At 73.2% G+C, this 17,602-nt stretch carries 16 protein-coding genes; 9 read left to right on the top strand and 7 right to left on the bottom strand.

The annotated features are described in order from the left end of the window. Positions 1–182: 182 nt before the first annotated feature. Positions 183–878, top strand: coding sequence for a GntR family transcriptional regulator (locus ACZ6B1_RS31760; protein WP_468784054.1), 696 nt, complete (start codon positions 183–185; stop codon positions 876–878). Positions 879–1,042: 164 nt separating this feature from the next. Here the strand turns inward: ACZ6B1_RS31760 and ACZ6B1_RS31755 are convergent, their stop codons facing one another. Continuing rightward, entirely contained in the window at positions 1,043–1,324 is a 282-nt protein-coding gene (locus tag ACZ6B1_RS31755) for an HPr family phosphocarrier protein (protein ID WP_359553400.1), read from the bottom strand. A gap of 178 nt (positions 1,325–1,502) precedes the next feature. Between ACZ6B1_RS31755 and ACZ6B1_RS31750 the strand changes: the two genes are divergently transcribed. The 4 genes from ACZ6B1_RS31750 (at position 1,503) to ACZ6B1_RS31735 (ending at position 6,975) form a co-directional block, all read left to right on the top strand. Continuing rightward, positions 1,503–4,379, top strand: coding sequence for a bifunctional acetate--CoA ligase family protein/GNAT family N-acetyltransferase (locus ACZ6B1_RS31750; protein ID WP_468784051.1), 2,877 nt, complete (start codon positions 1,503–1,505; stop codon positions 4,377–4,379). A 118-nt stretch (positions 4,380–4,497) separates the two neighbouring features. Further along, positions 4,498–5,094 (top strand): DUF5998 family protein, encoded by a 597-nt coding sequence (locus tag ACZ6B1_RS31745; protein WP_199212309.1) that lies wholly within the window; start codon positions 4,498–4,500, stop codon positions 5,092–5,094. Continuing rightward, the gene (locus ACZ6B1_RS31740) at positions 5,094–6,284 is read left to right on the top strand and encodes an alkaline phosphatase family protein (RefSeq protein ID WP_468784049.1); all 1,191 of its coding nucleotides are present in this window, start codon (positions 5,094–5,096) and stop codon (positions 6,282–6,284) included. The genes ACZ6B1_RS31745 and ACZ6B1_RS31740 overlap by 1 nt, the downstream gene beginning before the upstream one ends. Before the next feature lie 40 nt (positions 6,285–6,324). Beyond that, positions 6,325–6,975, top strand: a complete 651-nt coding sequence (locus tag ACZ6B1_RS31735) for a thymidine kinase (protein ID WP_468784047.1) — start codon at positions 6,325–6,327, stop codon at positions 6,973–6,975. Positions 6,976–7,060: 85 nt separating this feature from the next. Here ACZ6B1_RS31735 and ACZ6B1_RS31730 read toward each other — a convergent pair whose 3' ends face one another. Together ACZ6B1_RS31730 and ACZ6B1_RS31725 are read right to left on the bottom strand one after the other, a co-directional pair. Beyond that, positions 7,061–7,936, bottom strand: coding sequence for a PhzF family phenazine biosynthesis isomerase (locus ACZ6B1_RS31730; protein WP_468784045.1), 876 nt, complete (start codon positions 7,934–7,936; stop codon positions 7,061–7,063). A gap of 169 nt (positions 7,937–8,105) precedes the next feature. Next, entirely contained in the window at positions 8,106–8,897 is a 792-nt protein-coding gene (locus tag ACZ6B1_RS31725; RefSeq protein WP_468784043.1) for a VOC family protein, read from the bottom strand. 314 nt (positions 8,898–9,211) lie between these two features. On the opposite strand from ACZ6B1_RS31725, the gene ACZ6B1_RS31720 reads away from it, so the two are divergent. Continuing rightward, entirely contained in the window at positions 9,212–10,063 is an 852-nt protein-coding gene (locus ACZ6B1_RS31720) for a sulfurtransferase (protein WP_468784041.1), read from the top strand. A 79-nt stretch (positions 10,064–10,142) separates the two neighbouring features. Here ACZ6B1_RS31720 and sepH read toward each other — a convergent pair whose 3' ends face one another. The 3 genes from sepH to ACZ6B1_RS31705 all read right to left on the bottom strand — a co-directional run bounded on the left by sepH (position 10,143) and on the right by ACZ6B1_RS31705 (position 14,106). After that, a complete protein-coding gene (gene sepH, locus ACZ6B1_RS31715) occupies positions 10,143–11,186 on the bottom strand; it encodes a septation protein SepH (RefSeq protein WP_468784039.1) in 1,044 nt (347 codons plus the stop codon). A 402-nt stretch (positions 11,187–11,588) separates the two neighbouring features. Further along, complete coding sequence (locus ACZ6B1_RS31710) at positions 11,589–12,908, bottom strand: D-arabinono-1,4-lactone oxidase (RefSeq protein WP_468784037.1); 1,320 nt, start codon at positions 12,906–12,908, stop codon at positions 11,589–11,591. Beyond that, positions 12,868–14,106: an MFS transporter gene (locus ACZ6B1_RS31705; protein WP_468784036.1), complete on the bottom strand. Its 1,239-nt coding sequence runs from the start codon at positions 14,104–14,106 to the stop codon at positions 12,868–12,870. Before ACZ6B1_RS31705 ends, ACZ6B1_RS31710 begins: the two co-directional genes overlap by 41 nt. Before the next feature lie 196 nt (positions 14,107–14,302). Here ACZ6B1_RS31705 and ACZ6B1_RS31700 point away from each other — a divergent pair, with 196 nt between their 5' ends. Continuing rightward, on the top strand, positions 14,303–15,442 hold the full coding sequence (locus tag ACZ6B1_RS31700; RefSeq protein ID WP_468784034.1) for a ferrochelatase: 1,140 nt from the start codon (positions 14,303–14,305) through the stop codon (positions 15,440–15,442). Then, on the top strand, positions 15,439–16,254 hold the full coding sequence (locus ACZ6B1_RS31695) for an inositol monophosphatase family protein (RefSeq protein ID WP_468784032.1): 816 nt from the start codon (positions 15,439–15,441) through the stop codon (positions 16,252–16,254). The genes ACZ6B1_RS31700 and ACZ6B1_RS31695 overlap by 4 nt, the downstream gene beginning before the upstream one ends. Positions 16,255–16,348: 94 nt before the next feature. On the opposite strand, the gene ACZ6B1_RS31690 is transcribed toward ACZ6B1_RS31695, so the two are convergent. After that, positions 16,349–16,525, bottom strand: coding sequence for a hypothetical protein (locus ACZ6B1_RS31690; protein WP_468784030.1), 177 nt, complete (start codon positions 16,523–16,525; stop codon positions 16,349–16,351). Between the two features lie 422 nt (positions 16,526–16,947). Between ACZ6B1_RS31690 and ACZ6B1_RS31685 the strand changes: the two genes are divergently transcribed. Continuing rightward, positions 16,948–17,601 carry a response regulator transcription factor gene (locus ACZ6B1_RS31685; RefSeq protein ID WP_003993508.1) on the top strand — a complete coding sequence of 218 codons (654 nt, stop codon included), beginning with the start codon at positions 16,948–16,950 and terminating at the stop codon, positions 17,599–17,601. The last annotated feature ends 1 nt before the right edge of the window (position 17,602 follow it).

The raw sequence follows: 17,602 nt of genomic DNA, 5'->3' as shown, positions 1-17,602 counted from the left end.
CCGAAAGCCCCGGCTCACCGAGCCGGGGCTTTCGCCGTTTTCGAGGGCGTCCGTCAAGCCGTCCGGCCAAAAAGTATGCATGGATTCCGGCTCGCCGTCGGAAATTCCGCTCCCTTGGAATAGAGTCACGGATCAACACGTCCATCGTCGGCGTTTCACGGGGATTAAGGCGGAGGTCGGTCATGCGTATTCCGGCGCACTCGGTGTGCACGGCGATCCGGGACGACATCGTCGCAGGTGTCCATGAGCGCGGCGGCCGGCTCACCGAGGAAGTCCTGGCCCGCCGCTACGGCGTCTCGCGTGTCCCCGTCCGTGAGGCCCTGCGCACCCTGGAGGCGGAGGGCTTCGTGGTGACCCGGCGGCACGCGGGCGCGTGCGTGGCCGAGCCGACCGATCAGGAGGCCGCCGACCTGCTGGAGATGCGCATGCTCCTGGAGCCGCTCGGCGCCTCCCGGGCCGCCCAGCGGCGCACCGAGGCCCATCTGAAGGTGCTGCGCGGCCTCGTCAGGCTGGGCCAGGAGCGGGCCAGGAGGGGCAACAGCGAGGATCTGCGCGCGCTGGGGGGCTGGTTCCACGAGACGCTCGCCCAGGCATCCGGCAGCCCCTCGCTGACATCGATGCTGACCCAGCTCCGGCACAAGATCGCCTGGATGTACGCGGTGGCGGCCCCACCGAGCCCGGTGGACTCCTGGGCCGAGCACGGCGCGATCGTGGACGCGGTGGCCCGCGGCGACGGCGAACGCGCGCGTGCGCTCACGGCTCTGCACACCGAGCGCGCGACGGTCGCGCACCGGTTGCGCTTTTCCGGCGGCGAGGGCCGCCCGGACCGTGTGAGGACTTCGCAACATCCTGTAAACATGTCGGGCCCGCGGCATTAACACGAGGGCCGTATACAAAGAGGGGGGAATTCTGGGGCGGCGTATTTCCGCTGCCCGAATTTCCCGTGCGGCTTTCCCGTGCGACCCATTCGGCCGGTGAAACGGCGGAGCCGTGCCGCCCGGAAAGGGGTGGCACGGCTCCGGTGTTTCTCGTGAGCTCGCGCTCAGACCGTCTCGGGCAGTTCCTCGAGGCCCTCGGCGACCAGCTTGGCCAGACGGTCCAGGGCGATGTCCGCGCCCTCGGCGTCGGAGGCGAGGACGATCTCCTCGCCGCCCTGGGCGCCCAGACCCAGAACGGCCAGCATGGAGGCCGCGTTGACGGGGTTGCCCCCGGCCTTGGCGATCGTCACCGGGACGCCTGTGGCCGTGGCGGCTCGGACGAAGATGGAGGCGGGGCGGGCGTGGAGGCCCTCGGCCCAGCCGACGTTGACGCGGCGCTCAGCCATGTGTTGCTGCCCTTCGGTGTTCAGGGTTGTCTAGACCAGTTTCCCATATCGCGAAGCGTGCCCCGAGCGGTCCTGTGTCCCGCTGCGGTGTGCCGCCGGACCGCGGCCTCGATCCGGCTTGTCGTCCTCCACAGACTGCCTCGCGACGTCGCCGTACGCGAGCCGTACCCTGGGGCGCATGCAGAGCCCGGCGGACCGGCAGGACCGGCACGAGTACCCCGCTCACTGGGAGGCGGACGTGGTGCTGCGCGACGGGGGTACCGCGCGCATCAGGCCCATCACCGTTGATGACGCCGACCGCCTGGTCAGCTTCTACGAGCAGGTCTCGGACGAGTCGAAGTACTACCGCTTCTTCGCGCCGTACCCACGTCTGTCCGCCAAGGACGTCCACCGCTTCACTCACCACGACTTCGTGGACCGGGTGGGACTCGCAGCCACGATCGGCGGCGAGTTCATCGCCACCGTACGCTACGACCGCATCGGCGCCGACGGCATGCCCGCGTCCGTGCCCGCCGACGAGGCCGAGGTGGCCTTTTTGGTCCAGGACGCCCACCAGGGCCGCGGCGTCGCGTCCGCCCTGCTGGAGCACGTCGCGGCCGTCGCCCGCGAGCGGGGCATCCGGCGCTTCGCCGCCGAGGTGCTGCCCGCCAACACCAAGATGATCAAGGTGTTCACGGACGCCGGATACACCCAGAAGCGCAGCTTCGAGGACGGCGTCGTACGGCTGGAGTTCGACCTCGAGCCCACCGACCGCTCGGTCGCCGTACAGCGCGCGCGGGAGCAGCGCGCCGAGGCCCGCTCGGTACGCCGGCTGCTGGCGCCCGGCTCCGTCGCCGTCGTCGGCGTCGGCCGCACGCCCGGCGGAGTCGGCCGCGGCGTCCTCGGCAACATCCGGGAGGCCGGCTACCGGGGCGGGCTGCACGCCGTGAACAAGGCCTTCGCCGAGGACCTCGAGGAGGTCGACGGGGTGCCCGCGCACCGCTCGGTGCGGGACATCGAGGGCCCCGTCGACCTCGCCGTCGTGGCCGTCCCGGCCGAGCACGTGCCCGCGGTCGTCGCCGAGTGCGGCGAGCACGGGGTGCAGGGACTCGTGGTGCTGTCCGCCGGATACGCCGAGAGCGGGCCCGAGGGACGCGAGCGGCAGCGGGCCCTGGTGCGGCAGGCGCGCGCGTACGGCATGCGGATCATCGGACCCAACGCCTTCGGGATCATCAACACCGCGCCCGGCGTCCGGCTGAACGCCTCGCTGGCCCCGGAGATGCCCCGGGCCGGCCGCATCGGCCTGTTCGCCCAGTCCGGTGCCATCGGCATCGCCCTGCTGTCCCGGCTGCACCGGCGCGGCGGAGGGGTCACGGGCGTCACGGGTGTGTCCACCTTCGTGTCGTCCGGCAACCGGGCCGACGTCTCGGGCAACGATGTCCTCCAGTACTGGTACGACGACCCCGACACCGACGTCGCCCTGATGTACCTGGAGTCCATCGGCAACCCCCGCAAGTTCAACCGCCTCGCCCGGCGCACGGCGGCGGCCAAGCCGCTGGTCGTGGTGCAGGGGGCCGGATCCGCGCCACAGGGACACGCGGTACGGGCGACGCGGCTGCCGCCCGCGACCGTGTCGGCGCTGCTCCGGCAGGCCGGCGTCATCCGGGTCGACACGATCACCGAGCTGGTCGACGCGGGCCTGCTGCTGGCCCGGCAGCCGCTGCCCGCCGGGCCCCGGGTGGCGATCCTCGGAAACTCCGAGTCGCTGGGCCTGCTGACGTACGACCGCTGTCTCGCGGAGGGACTGCGGCCCTCACCCCCGCTGGACCTGACCACCGCCGCGACCGCGGAGGACTTCCACCGCGCGCTGTCGAGGGCACTGGCGGACGGCACCTGCGACGCGGTCGTCGTCACGGCGATCCCGGCGATCGGGGAGGGCTCGCCCGGCGACGCCGAACTGGCCGAGGCGCTGCGGTCGGCGGCCTCCGGGGTGTCCGGCAAACCCGTGCTCGTGGTGCACGTGGAACTCGGCGGGCTCGCGGAGGCTTTGTCGGCCGCGGCGAGCACGGCCCCGCAGGCTCCGGGCGCCGCGCACGCCGCACCCCGGCCCGCGCAGGCACCCGGCGCCCCGGAGGGCACCGGACCCTCCCGCCCCGGGCGGCGACCGCCGGCCGCGGTGCCCGACGTGCCGGGCGCTCCCGCGGAGGACGGGACCCGTCTCATCCCCGCCTACCCCGCCGCCGAGCGAGCCGTCCGCGCCCTCGCCGAGGCCGTGAAGTACGGACAGTGGCGGCGCGAGGCCGCCGATCCCGGCAAGGTCCCGGAGTACGACGACATCGACGAGAAGGGCGCCGCCGAACTGATCGGCGTCCTGCTCGAACGCGGGCAGGGGCTCACCCTCGGGGAGGCGGAGACCTGCGAACTGCTCGGCAGGTACGGCATCCCGGTCCGCCGCTCGCTGCCCGCGCCCACCCCCGACGCCGCCGCCGAGGCCGCCCGCACCCTCGGCTTCCCGGTGGCCCTCAAGGCCACCGCCCCGCACCTGCGGCACCGCGCCGACCTCGGCGGCGTACGCCTCGACCTCGCGAACGAGGAGCAACTGCGCCGCTCGTACACCGAGTTGACCGAGCTGTTCGGAAAGCCCGACGAGCTGCGGCCGGTCGTGCAGGGCATGGCGCCCAGGGGCGTCGACACGGTCGTGCGCGCGGTGATCGACCCGGCGGCCGGCGCCGTGCTGTCCTTCGGGCTCGCCGGGGCCCCCTCGCAACTGCTCGGCGACATGGCGCACCGGCTGGTCCCGGTGACCGACCGGGACGCGACCTCGCTGGTGCGGTCCATTCGCACGGCGCCGCTGCTGTTCGGCTGGCGCGGCTCCACGCCCGCGGACACCCCCGCGCTGGGGCGGCTGCTGCTGCGCGTGTCCCGGCTGGTGGACGACCATCCCGAGGTGGTGGCCGTCACCCTGGAGCCGGTCGTCGTCGCCCAGCGGGGCGTGAGCGTCCTCGGCGCCACCGTGCGCCTCGCGCCGCCGCCCGCCCGTGACGACCTCGGCCCGCGCACCATGCCGGCGTACTGAGCGGGGGGAGCGGCCGGGCCGCCCGCCGGGGCCCTTCGTACGGCCCTGCCGCGCGCGGCGGGGCGGGCCACCGCGGCCGACGGCGACTGGCCCGGACCGCCCTCGCCCACGGATTAGGATGGACGCCATGGCCAAGACCAGTACGACGACCCAGGGGCTCCGCGCGGCGATCGAGCGCAGCGGCTACTACCCGGCCCTCGTGGCCGAGGCGGTGGAGGCCGCCGTGGGCGGCGAGCCCATCCGGTCGTACCTGGTCCACCAGGAGACGACGTTCGACCAGAACGAGGTGCGCCGGCACGTGACCGTGCTGGTCCTCACCGGCAACCGCTTCATCGTCAGCCACACCGACGAGCAGGCGGCCGACAGCACCTCCCCGACGCCGTACGCCACCACCTCCACGGAGTCCGTGAAGCTCGGCCGGATCTCGTCCGTCGTGGTCAGCCGGGTGGTCGCCAACCCGGAGCAGTACAAGCCGGGCACCCTGCCCCGCGAGATCGTGCTGACCATCGGCTGGGGCGCGGTCAGCCGCATCGACCTGGAGCCCGCCGCCTGCGGCGATCCCAACTGCGAGGCCGACCACGGCTACACGGGCAGCTCCACGGCGGACGACCTCAGCCTGCGGGTGAGCGAGGCGGGCGACGGCCCCGAGACGGTGCGCCAGGCGCTCGCCTTCGCACAGGCCATCTCCGAGGCGACCGCGGACCCCACGCGCTGATGGCGCAGCTCTCCGCCTGGGACCACCCGGAGCCACTCGCCCTGGACACCGCGCCACTGCCCCAGTACGGCAGCGGCTCGCTCGCCGACCTGCTGCCCACCCTGGCCGCGGGCCTCGGCGTCCCCGGCATGACCGCCACCATCGGGGAACTCACCCCGGCCGACCGGGTCTGCGTCTTCCTGGTCGACGGGCTCGGCTGGGAGCAGCTCAGGGCCCACCCCGACGAGGCCCCCTTCCTGAACTCGCTGCTCGGCAGCTCGCGCGGCGGCACCGGCCGCCCGCTCACCGCCGGCTACCCGGCCACCACCGCGACCTCCCTGGCCTCGGTCGGCACCGGCCTGCCGCCCGGCGCGCACGGCCTGCCCGGCTACACCGTCCGCAACCCGGCCACCGGCGAGCTGATGAACCAGCTCCGCTGGCAGCCGTGGGCCCCGCCGCGTCCATGGCAGCCGTACCCCACGGTCTTCCAACTGGCCCACGACGCCGGAGTGCACGCCGCCCAGGTGTCCTCGCCGGCCTTCGCCAGCACCCCGCTGACCAAGGTCGCGCTGAGCGGCGGCACCTTCCACGGCAGGCTCACCGGCGAGGAGCGCATGGACCTCGCCGCCGAGCAACTGGCCGCCGGCGACCGCTCGCTGGTGTACACCTACTACGCCGAGCTGGACGGCGCCGGGCACCGCTACGGCGTCGCCTCCGACACCTGGCGCGGCCAGCTCATGTACGTCGACCGGCTCGCCCAGCGCCTCGCCGAGCAGCTTCCGCCGCGCAGCGCGCTGTACGTCACCGCCGACCACGGCATGGTCGACGTTCCGTTCGACGAGCAGCACCGGATCGACTTCGACGAGGACTGGGAGCTGGGCGCCGGCGTCGCCCTGCTCGGCGGCGAGGGCCGGGCGCGGCACGTGTACGCGGTGCCGGGCGCCGAGCGCGATGTGCTGACCGTCTGGCGCGAGGTGCTCGGCGAGCAGTTCTGGGTGGCCTCACGGGACGAGGCGATCGGGGCCGGCTGGTTCGGGCCGCGCGTCGACGAGCGCGTGTACGCCCGGCTCGGGGACGTGATCGCGGCCGCGCACGACGACGTCCTGATCATCGCCTCCGAGCGTGAGCCCAAGGAGTCGGCGCTGGTCGGCAACCACGGCTCGATGACCCCAGCCGAGCAGCTCGTCCCGCTGCTCGAAGTGCGCTCCTGAAACCCCCTGCCCGTCCCCGCCGAAAGGTGCTCATCCCCTCATGCCCGAGCTGGTGTTCTTCTCCGGAACCATGGACTGCGGGAAGTCGACGCTGGCTCTGCAGATCGAGCACAACCGCTCCACGCGCGGCCTCGTCGGGGTGATCTTCACCCGGGACGACCGCGCGGGCGAGGGCAAGCTGTCCTCCCGGCTCGGCCTGGTCACCGACGCGGTGGAGGTCGAGGACGGCCAGGACCTGTACGCCTACCTCGTCGACCACCTCTCCCAGGGCGGCCGGGCGGACTATGTGATCGCGGACGAGGCCCAGTTCCTCGCGCCGGAGCAGATCGACCAGCTCGCGCGCGTGGTGGACGACCTCGGCCTGGACGTCTACGCGTTCGGCATCACCACCGACTTCCGCTCCAAGCTCTTCCCCGGCTCCCAGCGGCTGGTGGAGCTGGCCGACCGCATAGAGGTGCTCCAGGTCGAGGCCCTGTGCTGGTGCGGCGCCCGCGCCACCCACAACGCCCGCACGGTGGACGGCGAGATGGTCGTCGAGGGCGCCCAGGTGGTCGTCGGCGACGTCAACCACGCGGCTGGCGAGATCGGCTACGAAGTGCTGTGCCGCCGCCACCACCGCCGGCGCATGACCGCCGCGACATCCGGCGCGGCGGCCCTGTCCCCGGACGTGCTGCCGGTCACCGCGGACTGAGCCCGCTCAGCGGGCGAAGCCGTTCGGTACTGCGCCTCCCCGCCCGGGCGCGGAAGCCGTCCGTGCCCGTCACGCGACCGGCACTTCAGCCGATGCGGGCTCCCGCGCCGCCGACCCGGACGCGCGGGTCGCCCGCGCGCAGCGTCACCGTGAGCTCGCCGGGGCGGCCCATGTCCTCGCCCTGGTGCAGGGTGAGGACGGCGTCCTCGGGGACCAGCCCGAGCTCACGGGCGTACGCACCGAACGCGGCGGCCGCGGCGCCGGTCGCCGGGTCCTCGACGACGCCGCCGACGGGGAACGGGTCACGGACGTGGAACACCGTGGCCGACTCCCGCCACACCAACTGGACCGTGGTCAGGTCCCGTTGGTGCATCAGTGCCTCGAGGCGCGCGAAGTCGTACGCGAGATCCGCGAGGCGGGCGCGGGTCGCCGCCGCGAGGACGAGATGGCGGGCACCGGCGAACGCGATGCGGGGCGGGAAGGCCGGATCGAGGTCTGCGGCCGGCCAGCCGAGTGCGGCGAGCGCCTCCGCGAGGTCGGCGTCGGCGATCTCCTCGATGTGCGGCTCGACGCTGGTGAGCGTGGCCCTGGCCGTCCCGCCCTCCTCGGTGACCTCCACCGGCACGGTGCCGGCGCGTGTCGCGAACACCAGCTCCCCGGGGCCGGTCCGCTCGGCGAGCGCGACGGCGGTCGCGACGGTGGCGTGCCCGCAGAACGGCACCTCGGCCTTGGGACTGAAGTAACGGATGCCGTACGCCCGCCCCTCCGGGCCGCCGAGACCCTCCGGGGGCGCGGTCAGGAACGCGGACTCCGAGTACCCGAGCTCGGCGGCCATGGCCAGCATGTCACCGTCGTCCAGGCCGGTGGCGTCCAGCACGACGCCGGCGGGGTTCCCGCCGGCGGGGTCACTGGAGAAGGCGGTGTAGCGCAGCACCTCGGGCCGCGGCGAGTTCGTCGACATGGTCGCGGCAACACAGGGCGGACCACGGCTATTCCGCGAACTACCCGGACCGGCCTCCTCGTACGCCTGCCGCCACCCGCACCGGCACCGGCGACATCACCACTCTCCTCGCGACCGCCGGCAGTCTCCTCGAGAACGGGCCACCTGGTGGCCCAGGGGAGCGGCGCGCTCAGCGCGGATCCTCGATCACCGAGAACACCGCCCCTTCCGGGTCCGCCACCGTGGCGACCCGGCCGTGCGGGGTGTCGTGGGCCGGGTCCAGGACCCGGCCGCCCAGTTCGGTGACCTGAAGCAGCGTTTCCTCGGTGTCGGCGACCTGGAAGTACGTCAGCCAGTGGGCGCCCCGGTCGCCCGGCAGGGCATGACCCAGGCCGCTCAGGCCGGCCACCGGGCGTCCGCCGGCGCGCAGGGTCACGTGGTCGGAGTCGGCGGAGACCTCCGGCTCCTCCTCGTAGCCGAACACCGTCTCGTAGAACTTGGCCACGGCGGTGGTCTCGAAGGTGAGCAGTTCGTTCCATGCGGGGGTGCCCGGTACGCCACTGATCGACGTGCCGAGGTGGGCCGCGCCCAGCCAGATGCCGAACACCGCCCCGGCGGGGTCGGCGGCGATGGCCATCCGCCCGGCCTCGGCCGCGTCGAGCGGGCCCACGGCCACCGTGCCGCCGCACAGGCGCACCTGGTCGGCCGTCGCGTCCACGTCCCGCGAGGCGAAGTACGGCGTCCAGGCGACCGGAAGCCGGCGGTCCGGCGGCAGGTGGCCGATGCCGGCCACGTCGTGGCCGTCCAGCAGCGCCCGCACGTACGGGCCGAGCTGCTGCGGACCCGGCCGGAACTCCCAGCCGAACAGGGCCCCGTAGAACCTCTCGGTCGCGGCCAGCCCGTGCACCATCAGGCTCACCCAGCAGGGTGTGCCGGGCGCGCGCCGTGCGTGCGGGCCGGCCGACTCCCGTGCCTCGGTCATCGATCACTCTCTCCCCGGCCCTCACGGGGGCCGTGTCGCTTCCGCCTGTCCGGAGGGGTGTGCCGTCCACGCGCGCACACCCGTGCCGGTACCCGCGTCCTCCGGGTGCCGCACGCCGGGCCGCGCGCCGACCGCCCGGGGCACCGGGAAGGATGCCTGTTCCGCCGTCTCCCGCCGCTTCCTGACGATGGCCGGCGAGTGTCCGACAGTTGTACAGCCTGTGCCCGATCCCGTACGCCGGGTGATCGGACCTGTCCGGCGGGAGAGTAGCCGGACCTGGACGCCGCGGCCACCCCTGACGTAAGGATGACGCCATGACAGCCATCATCAGCGCGACCGAACTGGCCCACGAGATCGAGGGAGAGAGCCCGCCCGTCCTGCTGGACGTCCGCTGGCAGCTCAGCCTCGCGAAGGCGGCGGGCGAACCGGAGTTCGACGGCCGGGCCGAGTACGCGGCCGGGCACATCCCCGGCGCGGTCTTCGTCGACCTGGACCGGGAGCTGGCCTCGGCCCCCGGGGAGCGCGGCCGCCACCCACTGCCCGACCTCGAGGAGTTCGGCGCGGCCATGCGCCGCGCGGGTGTGTCGGCCGGCCGCCCGGTCGTCGTCTACGACGGCGGGGTGGGCTGGGCCGCCGCGCGCGCGTGGTGGCTGCTGCGCTGGACGGGTCACCCGGACGTGCGGCTCCTCGACGGCGGGTTGCCGGCCTGGCAGGGCCCGCTGTCGACGGGGACGCCCGCTCCGGCCGAGGGCGACTTCCGGCCCGTGCCGGACCCGGCGGGACTGCTGGACGCGGACCAGGCGGCCGCCCTGGCCGGCTCGGGCGTGCTGCTGGACGCGCGCGCGGGGGAGCGGTACCGCGGTGAGGTGGAGCCCATCGACCGGGTCGGTGGCCACATCCCGGGCGCGGTGTCGGCACCCACGACCGAGAACGTGGGCCCGGACGGCCGGTTCCTGCCCGCGGCGGACCTGCGGGACCGCTTCAAGGCCCTGGGCGTGTCCACGGACGTTCCGGTCGGCGTCTACTGTGGCTCGGGCGTGTCGGCCGCCCAGGAGGTGCTGGCCCTCGCGGTCGCGGGCATTCCGGCGGCCCTGTACGTCGGTTCCTGGTCGGAGTGGTCCTCGGACCCGTCCCGTCCGGTGGCGGTGGGCCCGGACCCGCGGTAGGCGACGAGAAGTGGGGGCACGCGCCCGTGCCCCCACTTCTCACACGTCGTACGACGGTTCACACGGTCGTACGGCCCGTTTACTCCTGCTTCTTGCGCCGGGTCCCGAACACGATCTCGTCCCAGCTCGGGACCGCGGCCCGGCGGCCGGGACGGACGCCGTCGGCCTCGGCCTGGCGGTCGGTGGAGCCGATGAGCCGGTCCCGGTGGCTGCCCACCGAGCGCGGCATGAGGACGTCCGCGTAGGCGGACCCGGCCGACGCGGCGGGCGCCGGGGGCTCTTCCTCGCCGACCTCCTCGGGCGGCTCCTCCGCCGAGATCTCCGCCGGCCGTTCCGGGACCACCAGGTCGCCCCGGAAGCTCGGCACCGCCTCCAGCAGGCTGGTCAGCGAGTCGCGTTCGCCGGTGCTCTCCTCGGCGGGCTCGGACGCCTGCGCGGGCAGGCTCGGCCGCTCCCGGTCGACTCGCTCCAGGGCACGGTCCATGCCCCGGTCGCGCGGCAGCCGGGCGATGCGCGGGACGAACGGGAAGCTCGGCTCCGGCACGGCGAGGTCGTCGGACTCGCCGATCAGCGAGCGCGCCTCCTCGTCCACGGCCTGGACGAGCCGCCGGGGCGGGTCGTACGTCCAGCTCGCCGAGTGCGGTTCGCCCGCGACCCGGTAGACGAGCAGGACCTCCCAGGTGCCGTCGTCGCGGCGCCAGGAGTCCCACTGCACGGTGTCCTTGTCGGCGCCGCGCAGCAGCAGCCGCTCCTGTACGGCCTCGCCGAGCAGCGGACCGGAGTTCTCGCCGGGCCGGCGGACCGGGGTCTTGCGGGCACGCTCGGCCATGAAGGCGCGCTCGGCCAGCACCGGTCCCTCGAAGCGCCGTACCCGGTCGACCGGGATGCCGGCGAGCTGGGCGACCTCTTCGGCGGTGGCGCCGGCTCGTATACGGGCCTGGATGTCACGCGGGCGGAGATGGCTCTCCACCTCGATCTCGATCTGACCGAGACGGGGCCGGTCGCCGCGGACGGCGGCGCGCAGCCGCTCGTCGATCGGGAGCGTGTACTCCGTAGAGTCGGCAGCCTTGAGCACCAGCCGTGTGCCGTCATTGGAGACGGCCACGACACGCAGTTCGGGCATGGGGACCTCCCGGGTGGTGCCTGCCGACGTCACGTGCGTCGCTGCTTCCGCTAGTCGAGTGTGGCCTGCCCGGGTGCAGCCTGCCACAACCTTGCCGAGTTGCCCGGCGTGTCGGGCATGGGCCCTGGGTCGCCGTTATGGCACGGTTACCTATTCGCAACGCTAAGTGACAAACTCCGTCACCCTGTGCAACTAGCCCCCTCCCGGCGGTGCTGCGAGGTCGCGGACACCCTGGTGGGAGACCGGACCCAGGGCTCGCAACAGTACTCCATTTGGACCATGTGCGTGGATGGGCGCGCCGCCCAACTTCTCGCAAGGGGTACGACTTGGCCCTTCATCACCGGGTTGCGGCGATCTTGGAGGTGGCGAACTTCACGTAATCCCCGGAAACGGAACTAATCGCTACGCCCCCAGAATCCTCCGCAAGTAGTCGTTCTGGAACAGGCGTTCCGGGTCGAGTCGGTCGCGCAGTGCCGTGAACTCGGCGAAGCGCGGGTACACCCCGGAGAAGTACGCCGCGTCCCGCGTGTGCACCTTCCCCCAGTGCGGCCGGCCCTCGTGCGCGGTGAAGATGCGCTCGGCGGCGGTGAAGTAGGCCTGGTACGGCGTTCCCCGGAACATGTGCACGGCGATGTACGCGCTGTCCCGGCCGGAGGCGGTGGACAGGGTGATGTCGTCTGCCGGTGCGGTGCGCACCTCGACCGGGAAGCTGACGCGCAGTCCGGAGCGGTCGACCATGGTCCTCAACTCGCGCAGGGTGTCCGCCAGGGCCGCGCGCGGGACGGCGTACTCCATCTCCACGAAGCGCACCCGGCGCGGCGAGGTGAACACCTGGTAGGGGATGTCCGTGTACGTCCGCGCGGACAGCGTCCTGCTGGAGATCCGCGCGATCGCCGGGACGGCCGCCGGCGCCGCGCGCCCGACCCACTGGGCCACCTGGAAGACGCCGTTGGAGAGGAACTCGTCCTCGAACCAGCCGGCCAGCCGCCCCACCGGCTGCTCCGGTCCGGCGCTGCGGTTGTTGCGCTTGGTGTTGGTGTTGCCGGTGTGCGGGAACCAGTAGAACTCGAAGTGCTCGTTCTCCGCCCACAGTTGATCGAACTCGGCGATCACCCGGTCGAAGGGCATCGGCTCCTCGCGCGCGGTGAGCAGGAACAGCGGCTCCACGGCGAAGGTGATCGCCGTGACGACGCCGAGTGCGCCGAGGCCTATTCGGGCGGCCGCGAAGACCTCCGGGTTCTCCTTCTCGGAGCAGGTGAGCACCGAGCCGTCGGCCGTCACCAGCTCAAGTCCCCTGATCTGGGCGGCGATCGAGGCCGACTCGCGGCCCGTGCCGTGGGTGCCGGTACTGGTGGCACCGGAGACCGTCTGCTCCATGATGTCGCCCATGTTGGTGAGCGACAGCCCCTCGCGCGCCAGGGCCGCGTTGAGTCTCTTGAGCGGGGTGCCCGCCTCCACCGTGACGGTCATGGCCTCCCGGTCGATGCCGCGTATGCCGGTCATGAGCTGAGGGCGGATCAGCACACCGTCCGTGGCGGCTATGGACGTGAAGGAGTGCCCGGTGCCGACCGCCTTCACCTTCAGGCCGTCCTCGGCCGCCCGGCGCACCGCCGCGGCCAGCTCCTCCACCGAGGCCGGAGCGACCTCGCGCGCGGGGCGGGCCGAGACGTTGCCGCCCCAGTTACGCCAGGTGCCGTTCCTCGCGCTCGACGTGGTGCTCAACGATGCCTCCCCGACCCGCGGCCGGCCTGCGCAGCCGGCGGTACCCGAGGAAACCGACCGCGACCGCGACGGCCCCGGACACGGCCGGAACCCCGTACCCGGCACGCGCCCCGGCTGCGTCGATCACCCAGCCGGCCACGGAGGAGCCGAGCGCGACGCCGACCGCGAGGCCGGTGCTCACCCAGGTCATGCCCTCGGTGAGCTGCGCGCGAGGTACGTGCTCTTCGATGAGGGACATCGTCGTGATCATCGTCGGCGCGATGGCCAGCCCCGCAACGAACAGCGCCACGGCCAGAAGCGGCAGGTTTCCGACCAGTAGGAGGGGGATCATACTCACGGCCATGGCCGACACGCCCACGAGCCAGCGGCGCTCCGGTGCTCCGGCGAACCGCATCAGCCCGAAGACCACCCCTGCCGTACACGACCCGGCGGCGTACAGCGCGAGGACCACGCTCGCGGCGGCCTTGTGGCCGCGTTCGTCGGCGAAGGCGACGGTGACCACGTCCACCGCCCCGAAGATCGTGCCGGTGGCCGCGAAGGTGGCCACCAGCACCTGGAGCCCGGGCGAGCGCAGCGCGCTGCCGCCCCCCTGCCGCTCACGCGGGTGCGGCCGCGGCTCGGTGGCGTGCTGGGAGGTCAGCCAGAAGACGCCGGCGGCCAGGAAGCACGCGGCGAGCAGGGGGCCCGCCTCCGGGAACCAGGCCGTGGAGAGACCGATGGAGATGATCGGCCCGAGGATGAAGCAGACCTCGTCGACCACCGACTCGAAGGAGTAGGCGGTGTGCAGCTTCGGCGTCCCCCGGTACAGGGCCGCCCAGCGGGACCGGATCATCGCGCCCAGGCTCGGCACCGAGCCGATCCCGGCCGCACAGACGAACAGCGTCCAGTCCGGCCCGCCGAGGTGTGCGGTGAGCAGCAGCCCGGCGGCCGCCGTGAGCGCGACCAGGGTCGCCGGGCGTAGCACCCGGCGCTGGCCGTGCCGGTCCACCAGCCGGGAGATCTGCGGCCCGATCGCGGCGGCGGACAGCGCGATGGTGGCGGACAGCGCGCCGGCCAGGCCGTAGCGCCCGCTGAGCTGCGAGACCATCGTGACGACGCCGATGCCCATCATCGACAGCGGCATGCGGCCGAGGAACCCCGCGGCGGAGAAGGTCTTCGTGCCGGGCTCGGCGAACAGGGCGCGGTAGGGGCTGGGCACGTGGACTCCGGGGCGGCTCGTAAGGCGCGAATGCGATCGATACAGCTTACGAGTTAGGTGGACCTAAGTGCACCCCCGAAAACAGTCGGGGACGCCCTCGAAGGCGCAGTCGGAAAATCGCTGCGAAACCACCTCGAAACCCGACTCTTCACCCTGCTGTTCCCCCGCTGTCGGTACCGGGTGGCAGGATCGAGTCATGCCAGACGCGCTCGATCCCACCCCCTACGACGCCCTGCTCCTGCTCTCGTTCGGCGGCCCCGAAGGCCCCGACGACGTGGTCCCGTTCCTGGAGAACGTCACGCGCGGGCGTGGCATCCCCAAGGAACGCCTGAAGGAGGTCGGGCAGCACTACTTCCTGTTCGGCGGGGTCAGCCCCATCAGCGACCAGAACCGGGCCCTGCTGAAGGCCCTGCGCGAGGACTTCGCGGAGCACGGCCTGAACCTGCCGGTCTACTGGGGCAACCGCAACTGGGCGCCGTACCTGACCGACACCCTGCGCGAGATGGCGGCCGACGGCCACCGCCGCGTCCTGGTGCTCGCCACCAGCGCCTACGCCTCCTACTCGGGCTGCCGCCAGTACCGGGAGAACCTCGCCGACGCGCTGGCCGCCCTCCAGGACGAGGGCGTGCGGCCGCCGGAGGTCGACAAGCTGCGGCACTACTTCAACCACCCGGGCTTCGTCGAGCCCATGATCGACGGCGTGCTGCGCTCCCTGGCCGAGCTTCCCGAGGACGTGCGCGACGGCGCCCACATCGCCTTCACCACCCACTCCATCCCCACCTCCGCCGCCGACACCTCCGGCCCGGCCGAGGCACACGGGGAGGGCGGGGCGTACGTGGAGCAGCACCTGGACGTGGCCCAGCTGATCGCCGACGCCGTCCGCGAGCGCACCGGCGTCGACCACCCCTGGCGGCTCGTCTACCAGTCCCGCTCCGGCGCCCCGCACATCCCCTGGCTGGAGCCGGACATCTGCGACCACCTCGAGGAGCGGCACGCCGCCGGCGTCCCCGCCGTCGTCATGGCTCCCATCGGCTTCGTCTCCGACCACATGGAGGTCCTCTACGACCTCGACACCGAGGCCACGGCCAAGGCCGGGGAGCTGGGCCTGCCGGTGCGCCGCTCGGCCACCGTGGGCGCCGACCCGCGGTTCGCGGCGGCCGTCCGCGAGCTGGTCCTGGAGCGGTCCGCGGCGGAGCGCGGGCAGCGGGTCACGCGGTGCGCCCTGGGCGCGCTCGGCCCCAGCCACGACCTGTGCCCCGTCGGCTGCTGCCCGGCCCGCGCCCCGAAGCCGGCCGCCGCCGGCGCCGACAGCCCCTTCGAGTCAGGAGAACAGTGACCGACGCCCTCCACCGGGAACTGCTCGAGCTGGCCCAGGAGGCCGCCCGCCGGGCCGGTGACCTGCTGCGTGACGGACGGCCGGCCGACCTGGCGGTGGCCAGGACCAAGTCGAGCCCGATCGACGTCGTCACCGAGATGGACATCGCCGCCGAGAAGCTGATCACCGACCTGATCTCCGGGCGGCGGCCCGAGGACGGCTTCCTCGGCGAGGAGGGCGCCTCCGTCGAGGGCACCAGCGGCATCCGCTGGGTGATCGACCCGCTCGACGGCACGGTCAACTACCTCTACGGGCTGCCCACGTGGGCCGTGTCCGTCGCGGCCGAGCAGGACGGCGAGACCGTCGTCGGCGTCGTCGCGGCGCCGATGCGCGGCGAGACGTACCACGCGGTGCGCGGCGGCGGGGCCCGGGCCACGGGCGCCTGGGAGGGCGAGCGGGCACTGTCCTGCCGTCCCGCGCCCCCGCTGGACCAGGCGCTGGTCTCCACCGGCTTCAACTACGTCGCCCAGGTCCGCACCCACCAGGCCGAGGTCGCCGCCCGGCTCATCCCGCTGCTGCGGGACATCCGGCGCGGCGGCTCGGCCGCGGTCGACCTGTGCGACGTGGCGTGCGGCCGGCTGGACGGCTACTACGAGCGCGGTCTGCACGCCTGGGACGTGGCCGCGGGAGACCTGATCGCCCGGGAGGCGGGCGCATTGACCGGTGGACGCCCCGGTGAGCGCCCCACGGGCGATCTGACGGTCGCGGGTACCCCGGGCGTCTTCGAGCCCCTCCAGCGGCTGCTGGAGGACTTCGGCGCCTGGCACGACTAGTTCGCATCCGGGCGGGAAGGCGCCGCACAGGGCGCGGGACGAACGGGACCCCCGGCGCTGGATTCGCCGGGGGTCCCGTTCCTGCCCTGCGGGCCTAACAGACGCGTGACGCGCCGACCTCCACACCGTGCTCGGCGGCGAGGCGGCGCAGGTCGTCGAGCTCGGCCTGCTCCACCTCGACAAGGAAGTCGTCGCCCTCGTCACGAGCCCGCGACAGGTCGGACTCGGTCGCCTGTATGCGCTGCAGAAGTCCTGCGGTGAATGCGTCCATGCTGCGCCCCCTCGTCCTGGGTCGTGGGTCGGGTGGCACGGGGGTGTGCCGTTCGGAGGGAAACGATCACGTCTGCCGCGGGTGCCCAGCGCAGCCCGGCCGGGCGGCGACGGTGCCGGACACCCACGCCCACTCTGCGGATGCGGAGGGGGATCGCGATGTACCGCATGGTGCTGCGGCACATGCAGAGCGTGATCGCGGGGTGTACATGCCGTCCTCCCCGCGCTCCCCTCCCGGGAAACCTCACCGCCGGAGAAAATCTCGCGCCGCCGCCCCGCCACGTCGGTCCCTGCGGGCCGGGACCCCGTCTTACAGCCGACTTATGGCCGAAAAGGGCAGGATGGAGGTCACATCCCACGGACGCCCTGCCCGCGCGCGCCTCACCGCGCGCTACGCGGGTGGACACAGGAAGGACTAGCGACGTGCGCGTACTCGTCGTCGAGGACGAGCAACTGCTCGCCGATGCGGTGGCCACCGGACTGCGCCGGGAGGCCATGGCCGTCGACGTCGTGTACGACGGTGCGGCCGCCCTGGAGCGCATCGGCGTCAACGACTACGACGTGGTCGTCCTCGACCGTGACCTTCCGCTCGTGCACGGCGACGACGTCTGCCGCAAGATCGTGGAGCTGGGCATGCCCACGCGCGTGCTCATGCTCACCGCCTCCGGGGACGTCAGCGACCGCGTCGAGGGCCTGGAGATCGGCGCCGACGACTATCTCCCGAAGCCGTTCGCGTTCAGCGAGCTGATCGCGCGCGTGCGGGCCCTCGGGCGCCGCACGAGCGTCCCCCTGCCGCCGGTCCTGGAGCGGGCCGGCATCAAGCTCGACCCCAACCGCCGCGAGGTCTTCCGCGACGGCAAGGAGGTCCAGCTCGCGCCCAAGGAGTTCGCCGTCCTCGAGGTGCTGATGCGCAGCGAGGGCGCGGTGGTCTCGGCCGAGCAGCTCCTGGAGAAGGCCTGGGACGAGAACACCGACCCGTTCACCAACGTCGTGCGCGTGACCGTCATGACGCTGCGCCGCAAGCTCGGTGAGCCGCCGGTGATCGTCACCGTCCCCGGCTCCGGCTACCGGATCTGAT

Source organism: Streptomyces sp. NPDC041129, from assembly GCF_055592265.1.
This window is presented reverse-complemented; position numbering and strand designations above follow the sequence as displayed.

Coding starts and splice junctions, on each gene's coding strand:
- ACZ6B1_RS31725 (WP_468784043.1), bottom strand. CDS start 8,897: ATGACCGAGGCACGGGAGTCGGCCGGCCCGCACGCACGGCGCGCGCCC.
- ACZ6B1_RS31760 (WP_468784054.1), top strand. CDS start 183: ATGCGTATTCCGGCGCACTCGGTGTGCACGGCGATCCGGGACGACATC.
- ACZ6B1_RS31700 (WP_468784034.1), top strand. CDS start 14,303: ATGCCAGACGCGCTCGATCCCACCCCCTACGACGCCCTGCTCCTGCTC.
- ACZ6B1_RS31750 (WP_468784051.1), top strand. CDS start 1,503: ATGCAGAGCCCGGCGGACCGGCAGGACCGGCACGAGTACCCCGCTCAC.
- ACZ6B1_RS31720 (WP_468784041.1), top strand. CDS start 9,212: ATGACAGCCATCATCAGCGCGACCGAACTGGCCCACGAGATCGAGGGA.
- sepH (WP_468784039.1), bottom strand. CDS start 11,186: ATGCCCGAACTGCGTGTCGTGGCCGTCTCCAATGACGGCACACGGCTG.
- ACZ6B1_RS31735 (WP_468784047.1), top strand. CDS start 6,325: ATGCCCGAGCTGGTGTTCTTCTCCGGAACCATGGACTGCGGGAAGTCG.
- ACZ6B1_RS31740 (WP_468784049.1), top strand. CDS start 5,094: ATGGCGCAGCTCTCCGCCTGGGACCACCCGGAGCCACTCGCCCTGGAC.
- ACZ6B1_RS31755 (WP_359553400.1), bottom strand. CDS start 1,324: ATGGCTGAGCGCCGCGTCAACGTCGGCTGGGCCGAGGGCCTCCACGCC.
- ACZ6B1_RS31745 (WP_199212309.1), top strand. CDS start 4,498: ATGGACGCCATGGCCAAGACCAGTACGACGACCCAGGGGCTCCGCGCG.
- ACZ6B1_RS31690 (WP_468784030.1), bottom strand. CDS start 16,525: ATGGACGCATTCACCGCAGGACTTCTGCAGCGCATACAGGCGACCGAG.
- ACZ6B1_RS31730 (WP_468784045.1), bottom strand. CDS start 7,936: ATGTCGACGAACTCGCCGCGGCCCGAGGTGCTGCGCTACACCGCCTTC.